Source organism: Methylobacterium sp. 88A, assembly GCF_000376345.1.
Lineage (GTDB): Bacteria > Pseudomonadota > Alphaproteobacteria > Rhizobiales > Beijerinckiaceae > Methylobacterium > Methylobacterium bullatum.
Genome location: NZ_AQVT01000001.1, coordinates 3,116,320 through 3,137,606, shown reverse-complemented (window position 1 = coordinate 3,137,606; position 21,287 = coordinate 3,116,320). Strand labels below are relative to the sequence as shown.

18 protein-coding genes and 1 tRNA gene are annotated in these 21,287 nt (G+C 64.1%); 7 read left to right on the top strand and 12 right to left on the bottom strand.

All coding sequences use genetic code 11. The annotated features are described in order from the left end of the window. Positions 1-406: 406 nt before the first annotated feature. Both A3OM_RS0115095 and A3OM_RS0115085 read left to right on the top strand, forming a co-directional pair. Entirely contained in the window at positions 407-1,882 is a 1,476-nt protein-coding gene (locus A3OM_RS0115095) for a diguanylate cyclase (protein WP_198290811.1), read from the top strand. A 472-nt stretch (positions 1,883-2,354) separates the two neighbouring features. Next, positions 2,355-3,706, top strand: a protein-coding gene (locus A3OM_RS0115085; protein ID WP_085984209.1) for an IS3 family transposase whose coding sequence is annotated in 2 segments (ribosomal slippage) — positions 2,355-2,691 and positions 2,691-3,706 — 1,353 coding nt in all. Because the reading frame shifts where the segments join, the coding sequence is not laid out codon by codon here. Between the two features lie 115 nt (positions 3,707-3,821). Here the strand turns inward: A3OM_RS0115085 and A3OM_RS26165 are convergent. The 12 genes from A3OM_RS26165 to A3OM_RS0115030 form a co-directional block, all read right to left on the bottom strand. Then, positions 3,822-4,079, bottom strand: coding sequence for a hypothetical protein (locus A3OM_RS26165; protein ID WP_018044595.1), 258 nt, complete (start codon positions 4,077-4,079; stop codon positions 3,822-3,824). Positions 4,080-4,085: 6 nt separating this feature from the next. Continuing rightward, the gene (locus tag A3OM_RS26160) at positions 4,086-4,655 is read right to left on the bottom strand and encodes a hypothetical protein (protein WP_198290829.1); all 570 of its coding nucleotides are present in this window, start codon (positions 4,653-4,655) and stop codon (positions 4,086-4,088) included. Positions 4,656-5,024: 369 nt separating this feature from the next. After that, positions 5,025-5,924, bottom strand: coding sequence for a 3'-5' exonuclease (locus tag A3OM_RS0115070; protein WP_018044593.1), 900 nt, complete (start codon positions 5,922-5,924; stop codon positions 5,025-5,027). A 127-nt stretch (positions 5,925-6,051) separates the two neighbouring features. Beyond that, positions 6,052-6,357 (bottom strand): type II toxin-antitoxin system RelE/ParE family toxin, encoded by a 306-nt coding sequence (locus tag A3OM_RS0115065; RefSeq protein WP_018044592.1) that lies wholly within the window; start codon positions 6,355-6,357, stop codon positions 6,052-6,054. Further along, positions 6,354-6,644 carry a type II toxin-antitoxin system ParD family antitoxin gene (locus tag A3OM_RS0115060; protein WP_156652631.1) on the bottom strand — a complete coding sequence of 97 codons (291 nt, stop codon included), beginning with the start codon at positions 6,642-6,644 and terminating at the stop codon, positions 6,354-6,356. The genes A3OM_RS0115065 and A3OM_RS0115060 overlap by 4 nt, the downstream gene beginning before the upstream one ends. A gap of 847 nt (positions 6,645-7,491) precedes the next feature. Continuing rightward, positions 7,492-9,180 (bottom strand): DUF6538 domain-containing protein, encoded by a 1,689-nt coding sequence (locus A3OM_RS25300; protein WP_081612673.1) that lies wholly within the window; start codon positions 9,178-9,180, stop codon positions 7,492-7,494. A gap of 89 nt (positions 9,181-9,269) precedes the next feature. Continuing rightward, positions 9,270-9,361 (bottom strand) — tRNA-Ser (locus tag A3OM_RS0115055). 12 nt (positions 9,362-9,373) lie between these two features. Then, positions 9,374-10,204, bottom strand: coding sequence for a glycosyltransferase family 2 protein (locus A3OM_RS0115050; RefSeq protein ID WP_018044590.1), 831 nt, complete (start codon positions 10,202-10,204; stop codon positions 9,374-9,376). A 114-nt stretch (positions 10,205-10,318) separates the two neighbouring features. Further along, positions 10,319-11,857, bottom strand: a complete 1,539-nt coding sequence (locus A3OM_RS0115045) for an AMP-binding protein (RefSeq protein WP_018044589.1) — start codon at positions 11,855-11,857, stop codon at positions 10,319-10,321. Between the two features lie 123 nt (positions 11,858-11,980). Then, positions 11,981-13,318, bottom strand: coding sequence for a methyl-accepting chemotaxis protein (locus A3OM_RS0115040; protein ID WP_245257797.1), 1,338 nt, complete (start codon positions 13,316-13,318; stop codon positions 11,981-11,983). Positions 13,319-13,877: 559 nt separating this feature from the next. Beyond that, the gene (locus A3OM_RS0115035) at positions 13,878-16,022 is read right to left on the bottom strand and encodes an HWE histidine kinase domain-containing protein (RefSeq protein WP_051074414.1); all 2,145 of its coding nucleotides are present in this window, start codon (positions 16,020-16,022) and stop codon (positions 13,878-13,880) included. A 98-nt stretch (positions 16,023-16,120) separates the two neighbouring features. Then, positions 16,121-16,426, bottom strand: coding sequence for a SelT/SelW/SelH family protein (locus tag A3OM_RS0115030; RefSeq protein WP_018044586.1), 306 nt, complete (start codon positions 16,424-16,426; stop codon positions 16,121-16,123). A 304-nt stretch (positions 16,427-16,730) separates the two neighbouring features. Between A3OM_RS0115030 and A3OM_RS0115025 the strand changes: the two genes are divergently transcribed. The 5 genes from A3OM_RS0115025 to A3OM_RS0115005 all read left to right on the top strand — a co-directional run bounded on the left by A3OM_RS0115025 (position 16,731) and on the right by A3OM_RS0115005 (position 21,118). Beyond that, the gene (locus A3OM_RS0115025) at positions 16,731-17,312 is read left to right on the top strand and encodes a LemA family protein (protein ID WP_051074413.1); all 582 of its coding nucleotides are present in this window, start codon (positions 16,731-16,733) and stop codon (positions 17,310-17,312) included. 49 nt (positions 17,313-17,361) lie between these two features. Further along, positions 17,362-18,108, top strand: coding sequence for a YgcG family protein (locus tag A3OM_RS0115020; protein ID WP_018044584.1), 747 nt, complete (start codon positions 17,362-17,364; stop codon positions 18,106-18,108). Position 18,109: 1 nt separating this feature from the next. Then, a complete protein-coding gene (locus A3OM_RS0115015) occupies positions 18,110-18,721 on the top strand; it encodes a TPM domain-containing protein (RefSeq protein WP_018044583.1) in 612 nt (203 codons plus the stop codon). A gap of 106 nt (positions 18,722-18,827) precedes the next feature. Further along, positions 18,828-20,888 carry a carbon starvation CstA family protein gene (locus A3OM_RS0115010; RefSeq protein WP_026176064.1) on the top strand — a complete coding sequence of 687 codons (2,061 nt, stop codon included), beginning with the start codon at positions 18,828-18,830 and terminating at the stop codon, positions 20,886-20,888. 5 nt (positions 20,889-20,893) lie between these two features. Then, entirely contained in the window at positions 20,894-21,118 is a 225-nt protein-coding gene (locus A3OM_RS0115005; protein WP_018044581.1) for a YbdD/YjiX family protein, read from the top strand. The last annotated feature ends 169 nt before the right edge of the window (positions 21,119-21,287 follow it).

Genomic DNA, 21,287 nt, shown 5'->3' with positions numbered 1-21,287 from the left:
AACGGCAGCTTTCTGGCAGCTGGCCAACGTCCGATTCCCACCCCGAGCCGAAGTTGCCGGACGCTCAACGAACGGCCGCTTATGGGAAACGTGCATGGCGACCTAGGCGACTGGGTTGGGTCGAGACCCGCCTGTCAGCTCAGCTGACTGGATTGGGTGGATTTCAGTTGGTCCGCTCTGAGGCATTGATGCGAGGAAGCGGACATCGTCGCCGAGTCCGCTCACGACCCTTAGCAGGCCTTGGGAAGCTCCGCTTTCAAGCCACCTAGGGGAAGGAAATCAGACGTATGGTACCCCGTTCAGGGCTCGTAGTCGTCCACGAGCTGTGGTTCTGTCAGATACCGCATATAGAGGTAGGGGAGCGTTAAGCTGCGCAATTCATTAGAGGGAAATGATGCACGCAATCGTGAGTGAAGCCGAACGGCTCGCATGCCTCAGGAGCCTCGGCATCCTCGACACGCCGCCCGAGCATGAGTTCGACACTTTGGTGCGGACGGCCGGGCAAGTGCTGGAATGTCCCATCGCCCTTGTCACGATGGTGGATGAGAACCGGCAGTGGTTCAAAGCCGTTTGCGGATTGAGTATCGACGGAACACCGCGTGAGGACGCGTTCTGCACTCATGCACTCAAGGCCAACGACCTGCTCGTCGTGTCCGATGCAACAGTCGATTCGCGCTTTGCCCATAATCCCCTTGTGACGGGGGACCCGCACATTCGCTTCTATGCCGGCATGCCAATTCGCGTCGAACGCCCGCACGGCGCCGGCCCCATCGCCGTGGCTACGCTCTGCGTTATCGACCGTCGGCCGCGGGAACTGGATGAGGCTGGCATGACGGTTCTGCGGGACCTCGCGCAGCTTGCCGAAGCCCTACTAACGGCACGCAGCAATACCTTCGCGCTCGTCCGGCTCGCGGAAGAGCGCCGTCGGACCCTGGAAGCACTTGACCGGAGCAACCGCCAGCTTCGTCAGGCAGAACGGATGGCCAGGATCGGCTCGTGGAGACTCTGCCTTCGCACGAAGGTCATGGCCTTCTCGGATCAGACCTATGCCATTCATGGAATGCCTGTAGGCAACGAAGTGCCCTTGGAAGCAGTCCTCGATTTCTACTCGGCACAAGGACGCATCATGATCGAGACGGCGGTCTCGCGCGCAATCTCAAGCGGTGAGTCCTTCGACATCGAAAGCGACTTTTGTAATGCTCAAGGCGAGGCCTTGCGCGTGCGCTTAAAGGGCGAACTGGAATTCCGTGCTGATGAGGCAGTGGCCCTGATTGGGGTGCTTCAGGACATCACAGACCGGCACGCCATGGAGCAGGCCCTTCGCCACGCTGCTCAGACCGATGACCTTACAGGCCTCGCCAGCCGAAGCCGCCTCAACCTGTTTCTCGATGAGCGAATTCGGCTGGTACGCGAGAATGATAGCGGCTTCGTTCTTCTGCTCATCGACCTCGACCACTTCAAGGCCGTGAATGACGCTTGTGGGCATCCTGCCGGCGATGACGTTCTGCGAGTGATGGCCGAGAAGCTCCAGGCCTCCTGCGGAGCGGACGGGCTTGCGGCTCGGCTAGGTGGCGACGAGTTTGCCCTCGTCTTGTCCGAGAGCCTTGACGATGCCGAATTAGAACGGCGCCTTGGGCATCTCCTCGCCACGTTACGCCATGATGTTGAAACGGACGGACGCGTCATCACCGTGTCGGCCACAATCGGGGCCTGCCACTTCGACGTGACAATCGCGAGCCGCAGCGGCTTGATGAAACGGGCCGACGAAGCCCTTTACCGGGCAAAAAATTACCAACGTGGGTCCGCTGCGGTCGCCGGGGAGGAACGCGTAATCGTCCCGGAAGACGTGGCACACCTGAGACCAAGGATTGGCAGGCACTAGCCGGCATCATGCTGGTAGACCCCGGGTCGCCACCGCGGCTCTAGATCGAAAAGTCGCAGACCAAACCGTCTCTTCCCTGCGTCCCTACGCTTCAACCGACTACATTCGACCCTTCCCAGACCGTTGGAACGTCTGCTTGGTAGCAACTTGGTGTAGGATGACCTACGCCCGGGTCGGGTGGTAAGCGGTCGGTCAGCTTTTGTGCGCGAAGAACCAGAGTCCGGACACGAATGGATGCGCCGTATCGGCGGCGAACCATCCAAAAAACTCAGAGATCATCACCCTGCTAGAAGCTGATTGACGTTTAGTGCTGCATCTCTCGGAATTGCGAATAGTCGTATGGCATCCGAATGTCCCCGGATCGTGTGAAACCCTCGGTCGGTGAACTGTCCGACGTCAGCACCTGTGGGACAGATTGAGGGTCTTCACGAACGGAGGATGGCTGGTTCATCGTAGCCCCTAAGGAGCGAAGATGAAGCAGACATCCGGACCGGCCAAGAAGCCGGCAGAAGCGGTGATCAAGGACATTCGTCGGGCCACACGTCGGCAGTTCTCCTCCGAGGAGAAGATCCGCGTGGTGCTGGAAGGCTTGCGTGGCGAGGACAGCATCGCCGAGTTGTGCCGACGTGAGGGGATCGCCGCCTCGATGTACTACGGCTGGTCCAAGGAGTTCCTGGAGGCTGGCAAGAAGCGCCTGTCCGGCGACACGGCGCGTGCGGCAACGACGGACGAGGTGCGGGATCTGCGCCGCGAGACGGGAGCGCTGAAGGAGGTCGTAGCTGATCTCGTCCTGGAGAACCGTCTGCTTAAAAAAAGCATGAGCGGGGCTGGGGGCGACGAAGCATGAGGTACCCGGCCCCCGAGAAGCTGGAGATCATCCGGCTCGTCGAGCAATCCCACCTGCCGGTACGTACCACCCTGGACAAGCTCGGCATCACGCGCTCGACGTTCTACCGGTGGTACGACGCCTACCAGCGCGGCGGCCCCGAGGCGTTGAATGACCATCCCTCGCGGCCGAGCCGGGTCTGGAACCGCCTGCCTGCGGAGATCCGCGAGCAGATCGTTGCCCTGGCTCTGGAGCAGCCTGAACTCAGTCCGCGTGAGCTGGCGGTGCGCTTCACAGACGAGCGTCGCTACTTCGTCTCGGAAGCGACCGTCTACCGGTTGCTCAAGTCTCAGGACCTGATCACCAGCCCGGCCTATATCGTCATCAAGGCCGCCGACGAGTTCCGCGATAAGACCACCGCGCCCAATCAGCTTTGGCAGACGGACTTCACCTACCTGAAGGTCGTTGGCTGGGGCTGGTACTACCTGTCGACGGTGCTGGACGACTTCTCACGCTACATCGTGGCCTGGAAGCTGTGCACGACGATGCAGGCCAGCGACGTCACCGCCACGCTCGACCTGGCGCTGGGTGCGGCTGGGCTCGATCAGGCGCGGGTGATGCATCGGCCACGCCTGCTCTCCGACAATGGGCCGAGCTACGTCGCCAGCGACCTGACTGACTGGCTCGGCAGCCGGGGCATGACTCACATCCGCGGTGCGCCATGCCATCCTCAAACGCAGGGCAAGATCGAGCGTTGGCATCAGACGCTCAAGAACCGCATCCTGCTCGAACACGCCTACTTGCCCGGCGAACTGGAGACGCAGGTTGCCGACTTCGTCGAACACTACAACCATGCCCGAGCCCATGAGAGCCTGAGCAACCTCACGCCCGCTGACGTCTACTTCGGACGCGGCGAAGGGATCCTGGCCGAGCGGGAACGCATCAAGCGCCAGACCCTCATGGATCGCCGCTTGCGCCACCACGCGCAGGCCGCCTAACCTCTTACCCCAGATGGACCAGAGCCTCCGCTCCTGAACTTCGCAGAATGTCCCAAATCATCTGACGACGGACACGGACACTCCTTGAACGCAGCCGGGGGCAGCGCCCCGGTTATCAGAACGGAATGTCGTCGTTCAGCAATGAAACGGCCGGGATCGCGCCAGCCGGCAGGGGGATATTGCTCGCGACGAATAGATCCAAAATCGTGTTGCGATCCATGAACATGACCTGTGCACGTTGCGTCGCATCCAGTTTCTCCCCTATCCAATTACGCGCCTGCTTGGTAATTTCGCCTCCGGCAACAATGAAAGCGTGATCAACCAACACTCTCTTACCGATCTCCGGATCAAAAATCTGATGGCCAATCATCATCAGTACCTACTGATATATTTCAGCGATATTTGCATTTCCTGATTTACTCATGCCGGCTGCATCGATTTTCCCCTTTTTGGCCTGAATACCAAAATAGATTACGTGCAGAGTCGGAAGCGTAAACTTCATCCAAATGTCTTTGCCGTATTCCAGCGCTTTATCTTTATGACCGGCTGAAGTAATCCGATGAAAACCGAGCTGTCGTAGCAATGGTAGTAGGATATCATCGATCAGATCGTCCTCTGAGCACTTATCTAGGTACGCGACCAGCTGTTCGCGGCGCTTGATCTCTGCAGGGGTAAACGGCCGATGGGGGTTTGTGGGTGTTGAGATGGCTTTCGTCGCCACATGGCGCACATGAGCAACACCGTTCTCATCGTAAAATGCCTCGAATCCCTCGCGCACCAGTTGGGTATTCAGAGCGGCGAGAGCTTTGGTTCGATTATCATCGCCCTCTTTAGCATCTCCCTTATCAAGGAGCGTCCGCAGAACGCGCACAAAGCCGTCTGGTAGCGTATTCGGCGCTGGCTTCGGTTCATTCAGGAGTTCACCGAGGCAATCAGAACCCAAGCCCACCGTGTAAAGCCACCGTGAACGTAATCGAGATCGCAGTCCCGGAAAAAATCGGTTAGATAGCTGCTGGATCGATAGGGAAAGAGTACACCGTATTCATCATTGCCGCATATCATGTGGGCTATGGCGCGCACAGTTCGAGTTTTGAATTGCATCGCCGATAATTAGCGCAAAGCTGACTACGCCTCAACAATCTCGTAAATCTCGGGATTGACGGAACGGCAAACCACGGCTCGATCTCCTCCAGGTCGAGGGTGTCGATATGGGCGAACAACGACGCTACACCGCTGCCATTCATCGATGGAGTGGGCGCCCCCGTCCCCCGTCGTCAAGAAACCCTGGTTCAGTCTGGGGCTGGTCAGAGTTTTACGTTTAGGACGCGGGCGCTTCAGGGTTGGTCCGGGCTGAGAACCGGTCCCGCGCGGTGATCCGATCGACCGGCAGATGGGCGACCGGTCGCTGAAACACCTCCTGCTGCAGGAAGGCGCGCTCGCCCTCCAACTGCTCCTCATCGCAGTCCATGTACCAGCAGCGCCGCGAACCGCTCCAGCGGAAGCCGCGTGCTTTCAAGGCATCCTTGGTTTCAAAGGCAGCCCCCTGCGCCCACAGGCGCACGGTCGGCTTGCGGGCAGTCTCCAGCAGGGATGAGAGCGCTAGACGGCCTGAGGCCTGCAGCGGACGCGCCAGTAGTGCCATCAGGGCATGGCAGTCGTCGATCGCCCGGTGGCCCTTGTGGAAGAACCCGTAGTCGATCAGCAGATAGCCGAGCTTCATGCCCTCATGGCCCTCGGCACGCCACGGGATCTGATGGCATGAGCAGGCCCAGTTCTTCTCCGCGAACACCGGCCAGCGACCCTCACACATCTGCCGGTCGAAACTGGCGTTGTGAGCGATCACCACGCCCACGTCGGCGGCGAGCGCCTGCACCGCGGCGTCATCAATGCGCTTCCCGGCCACGTCGGCATCGGTGATGCCCGTGATCCGGGTGATCTCGGCCGGGATCGGTTTGCGCGGCTGATGCAGCTGGTTGAACGTCTCCAGCACCCGGTAGATGCGCCCGCTGGCGCCATACTCGAACTTGAGAATGCCAAGCTCGATCACCTCGTCGGTGGCGTAGTCGGTGCCGGTAGTTTCGGTGTCGAGGACCAAGCCGATGAAGGTCGGCTCATTGGGCGCATCCGGATCGTCCGTCAGGGGTTCCAGCCGGCGCAGCACGCGGTAATCACCCGTGCTTTCGAGCACGGCGGCGATGCTGTCGAGGGGCTGGCTCACGGTCTGGTGCGTCCTGCTTGGTTCTCCGGGGCAGACGGCACTGAAGCCGGCCGTCATCGGACCAAGCTTAGGCTCAGGTCACGCGATCTGACCAGCGTGATCATGGGAATTCACAACGGGTGGCCGGTCATCCAGCTGGAAAGAGAATGGCGTCGTAGTCCTGCGCCCCGTTGCGCACGTGCAGCACCTCGACCAACGCCTCGGCGTCGCTGAGCCGGTAGAAGATCAGGTAGTTGCCGTGGGATCGGCGACGAATGCCGGCCTGCTCTCGGCCGGGCAGCAGCGGAAAGGCCCGCGCCATGCCAGCAAGCCCCTGACAGCGCTGTTCCAGCTCCTCCACAAACGTCACGGCGCGTGCGGGGTTATCCTCCTGGATGAACCGACCGATGCGGATCAGATCCGCGATCGCCTTTTCGGTCAGGACGACCCTCACGGGCGCTTGCTTTCATCGACCATGCCGAGGGCGGCTCGGATCCGCGCGAACGCGTCCTGCACCGGCACAACCCGACCAGCCTCGGCGTCGGCGATGCCAGCGGCCAAGGCGCTGTCCAGCGCCCGCAGCTTGGCCTCATGGTCCTGCTCGGCGAGGTAACGCTCGCGCACCAGGTCGCGGATGTACTCGCTGGGGGTGGCGAAGGCGCCGGCGCGCACCTTGTCGCGCACGTACTGCTCCAGTTCGCGGGTGAGGGTGACGGTCATCTGACCATTGGGCGTTGCCATGATCGGGCCTCCTGTTTGTAACTTTATAACACACAGTGATAATCACTGTCTAACAGTGTCAAGCGTCGATCAGTCCTGTTGCGACACAGAACCAAAACCCAAATTTTTACAATTCGCTAACCCTGTTTTGGCACCTATAAGGCGAGTAGGTGAGACCCAGAAAGTGCGTAGCGTCAGCGATCTGACCACAACGCCTCAGCCGATCGCGGCCAAGCCAGTGATTATGGCGCGTACGGTGCAGGTGGCCGCTGAGGCTGCCGCTGTTCGCTGAACGACGTTCGCGGGCTGAACATCATTGATGTGATGCGGGCAGCATGCCCGCATGCCTGCAGACGGCCGGGTTGCCTATCAAGCTCGTATGGTTAAGGTTCTACGTAGGAAGTGCGCATTCTCCCCGCGCCTTCCACGGAGAGACAATTTGCTAGTCAATCACGATCGCCGCATTCTGACCAAAGCTGCGGATGCGGTAGCGGGTCGGATTTCCGTTAAACGCGAGCGGGATCGGTCCTGGCCCAGCGATCACAGTCGTCTTTGCGCCCTCCAGAGCCAAGGCGATGTGCAGTGGATCGGCGAGCAAGCGGGGCCGCACATTGGCGGCGTGTTCGCGACTTGGCAGATCACTCAGGGGGGATTGGCCCGCCTCAAGTGGCTAACCACTCTGCCGTCTGACCCTTTAGGTTCTTCGGTCGTTGCTTAGCTCCGAGCGATGGACCTGCGAGGCGTAGGTAGTGCCACCCTTCCTATCGAAGGGCCCCGAGCGTCGCTTGTAGGAAGCCGTTAGCTACAGTGGCCTGCCTCCCAAAAAGTGGTCCTCCCTGAGGTATGGCTTTAAGCCATGTGATAGGCACTATTTTTTTAGCCCACCCGGCACGGGAATTTGCTTAATCGCGGCGAACAACATCTCAACTGAATAATCATCGCCATAGAGCTCGCTCGATTCGCCTTCACTATGGCCCATCAGTCTGTTCCTGATCTCCGGCGGAATTCCACAATTTTTGCATTGGGTTGAGAAACGGTGTCTGAAGGAATGGCTTGGGCTGATGCGAGGATCCGTAATCCCAATTTTATCTCTTACCCATCTACTAATCACCTTAGTTGCGTTTCCCCCACGATTGCCGAATCGATCCGGCGTTGCGTCGGAAAATAGATCGTTTGTTTTACACGACGCAACGAATAGTAAAAATCCTTCCTCTATTAACTGAGGATGGATTGGAATGTGGCGTTTCGAACTAAAGTTTTTGAGATTTTTCTTTGCAATTCTGATTTCTTTGGATGCTGCACCTTCTCCTTCGTTGTCGTATTCAACCGTCATCCGAAAATAGTGAATTCCCATAGACGAGGCGACGTCGGATTTTTCCAACTGGCAGATCTCTGAAATGCGTGCGCCCGTGAAACAGGCGATCCAGGGAACCCACCTTCGATAGCCGTTGCGGTCACGTGCGGCCATGAGGACGCGAACGGTTTCTTCGTCGGTGAAATCGCGTTTTGCTGATCGCCGTTGCCCTTTCATGCCGGCCCGAGGCTGCTTCAGGCCCGCGAAGGGATTAACTGAGCATTTTCCATTCGCCACGGCCCAGCTGTAAATTGCTTTGATGGCGTTGAGGTCATTCGAAACGCTTTGTGCCGACCGCTTGGCAGCAGAGGCGCTCTTCCAGTCAGAAGCATCCGAGAGGCTGGCATTGTGGAATGTCAAACCTCGTTCCGTGAGAAAGGAGGTCCATCGGTGGACCTTGCTGGAGAACGTATAGAAGGTCTTCTCGGCCGGCTTATGATCACGTTTCCAACCCTGCAAAATTTCTTCCGGGGTTGGTGCACCCACCTTCTCGCGGGGAGACCAAATCAAGCGCTCCGTCCGATCATCGAGTCGAGTGATCGCCGTCAGGGCAGGCGTGGGCCGGGTGGCTCCGCCTTGTCGATCCCTGAGGATCGTCATCACCTCCAATTCTGCTTCGACGAACGCCATATAGAGGCGCCGATCCGCCGGAGAACCGTATGCGATGTTCAATCCGGCATCGATGACGGTCATCATCGCATCGTGGCTGAAGTGAGTTGCAGCGCAGTCACCGCGCGCGTTGGCATCGCGCAGCTCAGCTTCCCTGGCAGCGATCTCCTGGCTGAGGGCAGTGAAGGCTTCAATGCTGAGCGGCACGGCTCCACGACGTAGGGCTTCGTCATTCGCGAGTTTGCGGTGACGGAAGATGGCGACCAGCTTCTGAATGGTCTCGTCGTCGAGTTGTGAGATCAACGGCTGCGAGCTTAGAAGAAGGCGGCGCTTGGCGAGACTGATGAGAGTGTCTGCCTCACCATCCAGACGGCGCGCTCGGCGGCGAGCCTCATCCTCATCGCGGGTCCCAAGGCTGACCCAGAACTCGCGGCCTGCTCTGCTCGCTTTCAGAGAGACGGGAGCGCCCTCGTCGAAAATTCCATGGCCTGCGGTTCCGAGCACGGCCGGCATGTTCGCGCGCAGCGCTCGCGGTATGGTGCGACGAAAATAGAAGATGCCCCGACGCTGGACCAGACCCACCATCTGCCTCATGACTTCGTAGCACTCCTTCGTAGCAGGAGCGCGCTCAGAAGCCTACGGCATCATAAAGATGCCGTAATCGCAAGGGTTTAGGGGCTATATGGCGGAGACGGAGGGATTCGAACCCTCGATACCCCTTTCGGGGTATGCTCATTTAGCAAACGAGTGCCTTCAGCCGCTCGGCCACGTCTCCGTAGGGGTGGCTCTAGAATTTCGCGTCGGACGGGTCAACCCGCTTGGCCGGTTCAATAGGCGGCAACGGGGTGGAAATTAGCGCGCTGCGCCGTTCGTAGTGCTTGGCCACCCGGAGATGGCGGGAGATCGCGTAGTTGGCGGCTGTGAGGAAGCCGTAGACGCCCCTCACGAAATGGCGCCGGCCGAGATAGGCCTTCAGGAAATTCAGCGGCAGCTCGACGAAGATCCGCCAGGTGGGAATCGTGACGCCGCGGGCTTCGAGGTCCCGGGCCTGCTGGTCGGAATAGCGGTTGAGCTTGTCGAGCTGATCGCCGAGCGAGCGCACGGAAAAATGATGGATGACCCCCTTCAGGCGTCCGACGCTGGCGCCGGGATCGAGCTCCACCCGGTCGTGGACGGGGGAGGGCGAGTAGCGGCCCCTGTCCTTGCGGTAGAGGCGCACGGGATGCAGGGCATAGGCCCAGGGATGGGGCCTCGACTCACCGGGGAAGATTTCCGCGATGGCGATGCGATAGGCCGGGTGGGCGGGTTCGCCGGCGGCGAAGAGGTCCCGGATGGCCTGGGACAGGTCCGGGGGCACCACCTCGTCCGCATCGAGGTTGAGCAGCCATTCGTGACGGCAGACGGTCTCGGCGAAGCGCTTCTGCGGGCCGTAGCCGGACCAGGCGTTGTGGATCACCCGCGCACCGAGGGAGGCCGCCAGGGCCTGCGTTCCATCGGTGGAGCCGGAATCGACCACCACGAGGTCGTCGGTCAGGTCGCGCACCGCACGGATGGTCGCGCCGATCCGGTCTGCTTCGTTGAAGGCGATGAGGAAGATCGAAAGCGGCGGCGCGGACATGGTGAGGGCTCTACGATATCGGTCCGGCCGGCCGATACACCTTTCTCGCCACGCTCGTCATGGAACGAAGACCCTGGACTCGGGATCGGCAGGGCTGGCCCGGCGACCTCGACTTCATGCCGCGACCGGCGGGTCGGCGAGCCGCTTGCGCTGGACCTTGCCATTGGCGGTGCGCGGCAGGGCATCGAGGAACCGGACCTCGCGCGGGCATTTGTAGGCGGCCAGTCTCTCGGCGCACCAGGCCAGGATCGAGGGTCCATCCGCCTCTTCCCCGGGCTTCAGCACCACGAAGGCGGCGATGACCTTCAGGTCGGCCCGGACGGCGAGTTCGGTGACGCCGACCTCCGCCACGGCGGGATGTCCCCCGACCACGCCCTCGACCTCGTTGGGCGAGACCCGGTAGCCGAGGGCGTTCATCAGGTCGTCGTTGCGCCCGTGGAACCAGAGGTAGCCGTCCTCGTCGAGGCTCGCGAGATCGCCGCCCGCGAACCATTCGCCGCGCAGGACGGCGGCTTCCTCCTCTGGCCGGTTCCAGTAGCCGAGCATCAGGCCGGGCTCCGTGCGGTGGATCGCGAGGAGCCCCGTCTCGCCCTCCGGCAGCGGCTCGTCCGGCCCGTCCACGGGCAGGATCGCCACGCGGCGCCCGGGCTGGGGCTTGCCGGGAGAGCCGGGCTTCACCGGGATGGTGGGGCCGCTGGAGACATAGGTGGAGATCTCGCTCATGCCGAGCGCCTCGTAGAGGGGCTTGCCGGTGGCGGCGGTCCAGGCGTCCAGCAGTTCGGCAGGAAGGGCCTCGCCGGCGGTGCAGCCGTGCCGCAGGCGGGACAGGTCGTGCGCGGACAGATCGGCGTATTTCAGGATCTGGCGGTAGAGGCTCGGCACGGCGGCAAACAGCGTCGCACCGTGCCGGGCGATGAGGGCTGGCCAGACGGCGGGATCGCGGGGCCCGTCGTAGAGGACGCTCGTGGCGCCGCAGGCCCAGGGATCGGTGATGCCGACGCCGAGCGTATAGGTCCAGTTCATGGTGCCGGCATGCAGCATGACGTCGGCCTCCGTCAGCCCCAGCCAATGCGCATGCATCGGGCGGCGCCCCCAGATCGCGCGATGGGCATGGAGCACGCCCTTCGGCCGGCTGGTGGTGCCGGAGGTGTAGACCAGGGTCGCCGGATCGTCCGCCGCGGTGTCGGCGTACTCCGCCACCGGCTCGGCACGCTTCATCGCGGCGATCTCGGAGGGGCCGAGGACGATGCGGCCCTCGGCCTCGGCCGGGTCGAGACGGTGGCCCGCCCCGGTCACCACGACGGCGGCGCCGGAATTCTCCATGAGGAACGCGGCTTCCGCCGGCGTCAGCTGGGGCGAGGAGGGGAGGGCCACGAGCCCGGCGGCGAGGGCGCCGAAATACACGAGGACGTAGTCCGCCTCGTTGCCCATCCGGATCATCACGCGGTCGCCGCGGCGCAGGCCGAGGGCGAGGAGACCGGCGGCGATGCCGCGCACGGCACGGTCGGCCTCGGCGAAGGTCAGGTGAAACGCCCCGTCCTCCGCGCCCGCCATGATCAGCGCGGTCTTGTCAGGCCGCAGGCGCGCATTCTCAGCGAGACAGTGGCGGGCGGCATTGAAACGGGCCGGTGGAGGAGCGTCCGGTCGGATCATGAAACGGTTCGGGTTCTCGCGTGGCGACGCGCTCAAGCCATGCCGAAACCCGCGGCCGGCAACAAGGGGCCGATCGCGGGACTTCGGAACGTTCGAGTGCGCGCTACCCACAAGGGGCGTCGATCACGCAGCCTTGACGGCGAGCAGCTCTTTGGCCGCCGCGAGCATCTCCTTCATGGCGGCGGAAGCGGCCTGATAGGCCGGCGTGCCCACGTCCCAATTGTTCGCGGCGACGGCGTCGGTCATCGTCTTGGCTTCCTCGAGCGCCGTCTTCTCGGCAGCGGCGAGACGGGCCAGTGCCGGATGATCGCGCAGCGGGCCATTCCGCAGGTCCGTGCAGACGCTGTGATCCGCGCGGCCGAGCATCGTCGGATCGGAGGACGCGGCCGGGGCGAGGCCGACGAGGATCCGGGCGAGCTTGCGCTTCCACATGCCGACATCCGCCGGCAGGCAGACCAGGCCATGGGCCTTGACGCGCCCGCTTTCCGCCGCGAGGGCGGTCCGGCCGAAATCCTCGGCCTTCACGAGACGCGTCGTGATCTTGTCGATCTCCTCATGGGTCTTGGCGGCCTTGCCGGCGATGTTCTGCACGCTGGTGGAGATTTCGGCGGTGGCCGAACGCTGCTGGGCGAGCATCTGCGAGATCGCCTGGTTCAGGTCGCTCGCCTGGGAGATCCGCTCGTTGGTCTGCTCGACCCGCGTTTCCAGTTGCTCGACGATGGCCCGGCCGGACGTGACCGCATTCCGGCTCTCGCCGACGGCGGTGGAAATGGCCGACATCTCCGATGTCAGCGTGCTGAGAAGCCCCCGGATCTCGCCCGTGGACTTGGCGGTCTGGGCGGACAGCGACTTCACTTCGGCCGCGACCACGGAGAACCCGCGACCGGCCTCGCCGGCGCGCGCCGCCTCGATGGTCGCGTTGAGGGCGAGCAGGTTGGTCTGGGCGGAGATCGACGCGATGGCGGTCGCCATGACCTCGATCTGGGCGATGGCCCGCTCCAGCACCACGACCCGCTCCGAGATGAGCGAGGTGCGGACGTCGATCTCCTGCATGGCGGACTTGGCCTCGCGCCCGTCGCCGATGCAGGCGCTCATGGCGGTCAGGGCGTCCTGGGCGACGGTGACGACTGTGTCGGACGTCTGGGAGACCTCGGCGATGGATGCCGCCATCTCTTCCGTGGCGCCGGCGATCGTCTGCGTGGCGCGGGCGACTTCGCCGACATCGTAGGTCATCCAGCCGATGTTGATGGCCGCCTCGGACGTCTCCTTCGCCATGGCGGCGATGGAGGAGAGGTTACGCTGATTGTCGTCCTCGCCACGGCCGTTGAGGCGCTCGATCGCGGATTTGAGCTTTCCGTCGGGCAGGTCGATCGTCGACAGCCCCTGGCTCGACATCAGCGCTTCCACCGCAGCACCGAGACGAAGGTCGTCGGCCTCGGTCTGCTGAGCCGCGGTAGGCACCGCAATCGTGTCGTTGGCCGGACGCTTTCGGGAGAAGCCAATCATAAAACTACAACCTTGAGATACCGATAAGACAAAGTCATAGACGCTATTGTTTAATGGCGCCTTAGCAGTCCCCCCTTCCGCGCCGGCCGGAACGAATGGTTCGTCGACTTCCCTGGTACCGGCGCCAGCAACCAATGGTAACCGTGCGCCATGTTGCGGACGATTTCTTTTCCATGGCAGTATCGAACACCGGAGCCCCAAGACAGAAGAGCCGACCGATCTAATGACCTAGTCTTAGCATGACGCGCAGATAAAAATCCTCGGTTTCGCCTTTTGCCCAATCACACCATTGAGCCAAAAGAATTAAACTCAAGCCAATGACAAGAGATCGGTGTACTTGTAGTTGAATTATAGCTCATAGGACGCCGCAACCCCTCAAGTAAATTTGTCGCGAACGTCGCGCCGATGCCGTGGGAGACACCTCCGCGCGGACGAACGAGGCACGACGGAGTACCGACGCCCCGAAAGTGTTCGGCAGAGCGCCCATCATGACTTGCTCGGATCGCTGAAAAGATCAGGCCGAATGGGGGAGAAGCGTCGCGGGTCGCAGGGGAACGAGGCCGGCCTTGCGCTCCAGCAGGGTCGGCGGAGGCACGGGCGCTTCGATGGAGCAGACCACCCCGCTAGCCGCGAACATGAGCTGGACCTCGCCGTCGAGCTCGCGGGCGAGACTGCGCTCGATGAGGCGCGAGCCGAACCCGGTGCGTGTCGGCTTCGTCACCGGTGGCCCGCCGCTCTCGCTCCAGCGCAGGAGGAGGCGGGTGTCCGGCTCCTTCACCACGCTCCAGCTGATCGTCACGGTGCCACCCTCCTGCGAGAGCGAGCCGTACTTGACCGCGTTGGTGCCGAGTTCGTGCAGCGCCATGGCGATGGAGAGCGCGAGCCGGGGCGGCAGGCGCAGATGCGGTCCCGATACGATGAAGCGGGATCGCCCCGCTTCGGTGGAATCGAGGGGAGCGGTGGCATCGGCCACCACGTTGCCGAGTTCCGCTCCCTCCCAGCTTTCGCGGGTGAGCACGTCGTGAACGCGGGCGAGCGCCAGGAGCCTCGCTTCGAACGCGGCCTTGGCCGCCGCCGCCTCCGGCGTGTCGAGGCCGCGCAGGGACTGGATGGCGATGGATTGGACGGTGGCGAGGGTGTTCTTCACGCGATGGTTGAGTTCATGGATGAGCAGGAGCAGATGCTCTTCCGCGCGCTTGGCATCGGTGATGTCGACGTTGCAGCCGGTGTAGCCGAGGAAGGTTCCTGTATCGTCCAGGCGCGGCACGCCTTCGCATCGCAGCCAGCGCACCACCCCGTCGCGATCCACGACCCGAACCTCCGCCCTCACGGGAACGCGGCCGACGAAGGCGTCAGAGAACTTGGCGGAGAACGCCGGCAGGTCGTCCGGATGGACGATCGTCTGCCACCCGCCGGCCGCCAGCGCGCTGGCCGGCTTTCCGAACAGGTGGTCGAAATGCAGGTTGGCGAAGCTGATCTCCCCGACCTCGTCCGTCATCCAGATCAGGGCGGGGGCCGAATCCGCCATGTGCCGGAATCGTGCCTCGCTCTCGCGCAGGGCCGAAAGGCCGCGTTCCGTCTCGGCGAGCGCCGTGTCGCGTTCCTCGCCTCGGGTGCGCAGGCGCAAGGAGGCGTCCGCCAGCACGTCGCCGAGACGGCGAATCTCGTGGATCGGCGAGGTGATGCGCGGGATCGCCTCGCCGCGCGCCAAAGCCGGCCCCGTCGCCACGAGGCGGCGCAGCGGCTGCGAGACCTTCGACCAGAGATTGATGGCCAGGATCGACGAGGTCGCGAGGACGAGGAGGCCGAAGCCGGTGAAGGCCCAGATCCATCCGCGCAGTCGCGCATCCACCAGGGCCTTCGGAATCACCGCGCTCACCGTCCAGCCGGTGAGGCGCGAGCGGGCCTCCACGACCGTGACGGGGCGCATGTTGAAATCCTTGCCTTCCCAGACCCCCGGCGTCTCGGTCTGGCGCTGGCGAAGGGTCGCGAGGCGCGGGCGCCCGACGATCGATGCCGGATCGGGGATGCGGGCAAGGGCGATGCCGTCCCGGTCTGACACGCCCGTCATCCAGCCCTGGACGTATTCCCGGCCGAGGATGCCCTGCAGCCGGCTCACCGGCGCGAGGAAGCTGAGGACATAGGCGACCTCGCCCTCGGTCTGGACCGGCACGGCGATGGCATAGGTCGCGCGGTCGGGCATGGTGCCGGACAGGATGCCGGAGATCATCGCCCGCTGCGTGCCCGATGCGATCTCGCGGTCGAAGGGCAGGGCGGTCTTCGGGAGCGGCGCTCCGCGCGGGACCGAGGTGTTCACCAGTTGCTGGCCGTCCGGCCGACGCAGCAAGATGTCGAGCCCGACGGTTTCCCGGACGAGCCGTGCCTGCGCGTCGAAATTCTCGAACTCCGAGTCCTTCAGGCGAGGCGACGTCGCCAGGGTCTGCAGCACGGAGACGAGCCCCGCCGTGTCGCGGTCGATGGAGAGGGCGATCCCGCGAACGTTCTCGCGCGCATCCTGCTCGAAGCGTGCCCGCTCGGTCCCGGCATAGCGAAACAGCAGGATCGCCGTGAACAGCAATCCCGGCCCGATCAACGCCACCACGAGGGCAACCAGATACACCTGCGTCGAGAACCCGCGCTGCCGGATGCGCGCGAACAGCCGGCCCGGGGCCGTGGCCTGCCACCCACCGCTCTTCGGCCGCTCGGAAGCGGGGTCGATGTGGTTCTCGGGCTCGGCGTCGTGATGGGTCTCGGCGGTCATGGCCTGTCGATGTGACCGAGGTCGCGGGACGGCGCCAGCCGATCGCGGACACGCTGTTTCAAGGTCTTCACGTCGGGAAATCCCCCGTCCCGCGTCCGGTCCCAGATCGTCTCCGATCCGCAGACGATCAGGAAGACGCCGCCATTCCCCGGGATCAGGGCGACCTCGCCGATATCGTCGCGGAAGGTGGAGAGGAGCTCCTGCGCCATCCAGCCGGCGCGCAGGAGCCACTGACACTGCGTGCAGTAGGTGATGGAAACCCTGGGTTTCTCGACCTGTGGGGCAGGTGGCGTTTCATCCATGGCCGGCACAGCGACCCATGCACGGTGCCTTGTCAACCTGCCAGCATAACAGTCGGCCCGTCGCTTGAACCGTTCGGCCCCCTGATCGACAGGGCGTTTGACGGCAGGAGCGCGCCCACCCGACCTTTCACCCGCGGCATCGCGCCCTATCTCAACGAGCGTAGCCGGGCGGCAGGGGCCTGGACCCGTCCATACCACGCCCGATGCCGCGCCCGTCCGCGAGGAGCCACCTATGCCGTCCGTTCTGCGTCCCGCCGCCGCCACGCCCTTCGCGCGCTCGCCCCGCCCATCGCTGATCCGCCGGATGCGGTCCGCGCTCGTCGCCGTCGCCCTGGCCACGACCCTTTCGGGCTGCGGCGCGATCAACCGGGTGCCCACCCTGGAGGAGAGCGCGAAATCCTCGTGGAGCGAGGTTCAGAACCAGTACCAGCGCCGCGCTGATCTGATCCCGAACCTCGTGGAGACGGTGAAGGGCTACGCGCAACAGGAGAAGGACGTGCTCGTCGGCGTCACCGAAGCCCGCGCGAAGGCCTCGAGCGTGAAGGTCGACGCCTCCACCGTCTCCGATCCCCAGAAGTTCAAGGAATTCCAGGACGCCCAGAACCAGCTCTCCGGCGCCCTGGGCCGTCTCCTCGTCACCGTCGAGCGTTATCCCGACCTCAAGTCGAACCAGAACTTCCTGGCGCTGCAATCCCAGCTGGAGGGGACCGAGAACCGGATCGCGGTGGCGCGCCGAGACTATATCGGTGCCGTCCAGGCCTACAACACCGAGGTCCGCACCATTCCGGGCCGCTGGATCGCCGCGTGGTTCTATCCCGAATCGAAGCCGATGGAGACGTTCACGGCGACGCCCAATTCGGACAAGCCGCCGGCCGTGAAGTTCTAGCGCGGTGACGAGGGCAGCGGTTGTTCGAGGGCGCGCGCCAGCGTCCGTCATGGCACTCGTCCTCGTCGTCCTGGCGGGGATGCTGCTGCTAGCGCACGGCGAGGCCATGGCGGCGGAGCCGACCTTCCCGGCCCTTAGCGGCCGGGTCGTGGATGCCGCCGGCATCCTCAAGCCGGACGAGACGGCCGCCCTCGAAGCGCAGCTGAAGGCCTACGAGGAGAAGACCTCCGATCAGGTCGTCGTGGCGACGGTGCCCAACCTCCAGGGACTGACCATCGAGGATTACGGCAACCGGCTGTTCCGCTCATGGGCCATCGGCCAGGCCAAGACCAACAACGGCGCGCTCCTCCTCGTGGCGCCCAACGACCGCAAGGTCAGGATCGAGGTCGGCTACGGCCTCGAAGGGGCGCTCACCGACGCCCTGTCGAAGGTCATCATCACCTCCACCATCGCGCCCCGCTTCAAGGCGGGGGATTACGGCGGCGGCATCAAGGCCGGAATCGATGCCATGCTGTCGATCCTGAGCGGCGACGCCGAGGAGTGGCAGCGCAAGGGGAAAGTGCGAAGCGACGAGGCCGAGCCGTCCCACGTCGTCGGCTTCATCGTCCTCTTCCTGGTAATTCTGTTCGTCGTGTACCGGATGAATCGGGGCCGCCGTGGCGGCGGGTTCATCATCCTGCCCGGCCCATCGTCGGGGGGATGGAGCGGCGGCGTCTCCGGCGGCTTCGGCGATGGCGGGGGATTTTCGGGCGGTGGCGGCTCATCGGGAGGGGGCGGAGCCTCCGGGGATTGGTAGGATGCTGAGCGACACCGACAGGACGCGCATCGCCGACGCGATCGCCACGGCGGAATCGACCACGTCGGCGGAGATCGTCGTTCTCGTGGCCGCCCGCGCCGGCCTCTACCGGTCCGCCGCTTCGGTGCCGGCCTTGGCCCTCGGGCTCGCGGCCCCCTGGCCGCTGATCCTGCTCACCCCGTGGAGCGCCGCCTCGATCGCCCTGGCGCAGGCCGCCATCGTCCTCGCGGCGCTCGCCGCCGCCGCCCATCCGCGAGCCCGCCTCCTCCTCGTTCCCCGCTCGATCCGACGGGCGCGGGCGCACGAGGCGGCATCGCGGGAGTTCACCGCCCGCGGATTGGCCCGGACGCGCGGGCGCACGGGCATCCTGATCTACCTCGCCGTCGCGGAGGGCCATGCGGAGATCGTCGCCGATTCGGGCATCGCCTCCCGGATTTCCCCGGCGGCATGGTCCTCGGCCATCGACGCGCTGCTGTCCTCTCTTCGGCGGGGCGCGGCGGCCGACGGTCTCGTCTCCGCCGTGGAGGGGATCGGTGCGATCCTCGCGCAGCACTTGCCGCGACGGGCGGGCGATATCGACGAATTGCCGAACCGGGTGATCGTCACGGACTGACATCGCCGGCGACTTCGTATTTTTCTCTCTGGCCCCGAAAGAATTTTTGAGCGAGAAGAGCCTTGACGATCCGCCATCAAGGACGGGTCGCGGGAGCGAGACGTCGATGGGTGCTATACAGAAGCACGGGCCGTGGGCCCTTGTGGGTGCGTTGGGCGCGGCGGCCCTGGCGATCGTCGCCACCAGCCGCGGCGAATCGATCAACGCCCTGTGGATCGTCGTGGCCGCGGTCTGCGTCTATCTCATCGCCTACCGCTATTACTCGCTCTACATCTCCGACAAGGTGATGCAGCTCGATCCGAGCCGCAAGACCCCGGCCCACCGTCACAACGACGGGCTCGACTACGTCCCCACCAACAAGACCGTCCTGTTCGGCCACCATTTCGCGGCGATCGCAGGCGCGGGTCCCCTCGTCGGCCCGGTCCTGGCCGCGCAGATGGGCTACCTGCCCGGCATGCTCTGGATCCTGGCGGGCGTCGTGCTCGCGGGCGCGGTGCAGGACTTCATGATCCTGTTCATCTCCATGCGCCGCGACGGGCGCTCCCTCGGTGAGCTGATCCGGGCCGAGCTCGGCGTGATCCCCGGCGTGATCGCGCTGTTCGGCACCTTCATGATCATGGTGATCCTGCTCGCCGTGCTGGCGATGATCGTGGTCAAGGCGCTGGCCGAGAGCCCCTGGGGCACCTTCACCGTGGCGGCCACGATCCCGATCGCGATCCTGATGGGCCTCTACGCGCGCTTCATCCGGCCGGGCAAGATCGGCGAAGTGTCGATCCTCGGCTTCGTCCTGCTCATGGCCGCCATCATCGGCGGCGGCCAGATCAACGAACACCCGGTCTGGGGTCCGGCCTTCACCTTCACCGGCACGCAGCTCACCTGGATGCTGATCGGCTACGGCTTCGTCGCCTCGATCCTGCCGGTCTGGCTCCTGCTCGCCCCGCGCGACTACCTCTCGACCTTCCTCAAGATCGGCACCATCATCGGCCTCGCTCTCGGCATCGTCGTGGTCGCACCGCATCTGCAGATGCCGGCCATGACGAAGTTCGTCGACGGCACCGGCCCGGTCTGGGCGGGCTCGCTGTTCCCGTTCCTCTTCATCACCATCGCCTGCGGTGCCGTCTCCGGCTTCCACGCGCTGATCTCGTCGGGCACGACCCCGAAACTCATCGACAACGAAGCCGACACCCGCTTCATCGGCTACGGCGGCATGCTCATGGAGAGCTTCGTCGCGATCATGGCGCTGGTCGCCGCGAGCGTGATCGATCCGGGCATCTACTTCACCATGAACTCCCCGGGCGCCCTGCTCGGCACCTCCGCCGAGACGGCGGCCGCCGCCGTGACCAATCTCGGCTTCCCGATTTCCGCCGATGTGATCACCCAGACCGCCAAGGATGTCGGCGAACACTCGATCATCTCGCGCACCGGCGGCGCCCCGACGCTCGCCGTCGGCATGGCCCACATCATCTCGTCCGCCATCGGCGGCAAGACGATGATGGCCTTCTGGTACCACTTCGCGATCCTGTTCGAGGCCCTGTTCATCCTCACCGCCGTGGATGCCGGCACGCGGGCGGGACGCTTCATGCTGCAGGACCTGCTCGGCCTGATCTCGCCGACCTTCAAGGACACCTCGGCCTGGGCGCCCAGCATCCTGGCCACGGCCCTCTGCGTCTCGGCCTGGGGCTACTTCCTCTACCAGGGCGTCACCGACCCGCTCGGCGGCATCTACACCCTGTGGCCGCTGTTCGGCATCTCGAACCAGATGCTGGCGGCCGTGGCGCTGACGCTGGCCACCGTGGTGATCTTCAAGATGAAGCGCGAGCGCTACGCCTTCGTCACGATCATCCCCACCGTCTGGCTGTTGATCTGCACGCTCACGGCGGGCTGGCAGAAGATCTTCTCGGCCGATCCCAAGATCGGCTTCCTGTCCCATGCGGACCGGTTCTCGGCGGCGATCGCCGAGGGCAAGGTGCTGGGTCCGGCCAAGAACATGGCCGACATGCACAAGATCGTCTTCAACGACCGGATCGACGCGGCGCTCGCCGTCATGTTCGTCGGCCTCGTGGTGGCCATCGCCGTCTTCGGCGTCCAGGCCTGCCTGAAGGCCTACAGGGCCGACCGCTGGACGGCGCTCGAGAGCGGCGGCCCGTCCCCCGTCCCGGCGGAGTAAGAACCATGGCGCTGTCGTCGACGGAATTGCGGGACCGGCTCAAGACCTTCTCGAAATGCGTCTGCAACGGCGCCCGCCTCATGGTGGGGCAGGGCGATTACGAAGCCTATGCCGCCCATATCCGCCGGACCCATGCCGACCAGGAACCGATGACCGAGCGGGAATTCTACCGCAACCGGGAGAATGCCCGGTTCGGCGTCGGTAACCGGAATGGTTTCCGCTGCTGCTGATCGGTGCGATCTCCTTCGATCATTCGACAGTCGGTGAGACAGATCTCCCCCTCCATCGCGATCACGCGATGAAAACGCTTCTAATACAGGTCTCCGGGCAGACATTCGAAGACCGGACGGGGGCTTTGTGACCATGGCGGCGGCCCCGTACTTCATCCGGGCAAGAGCA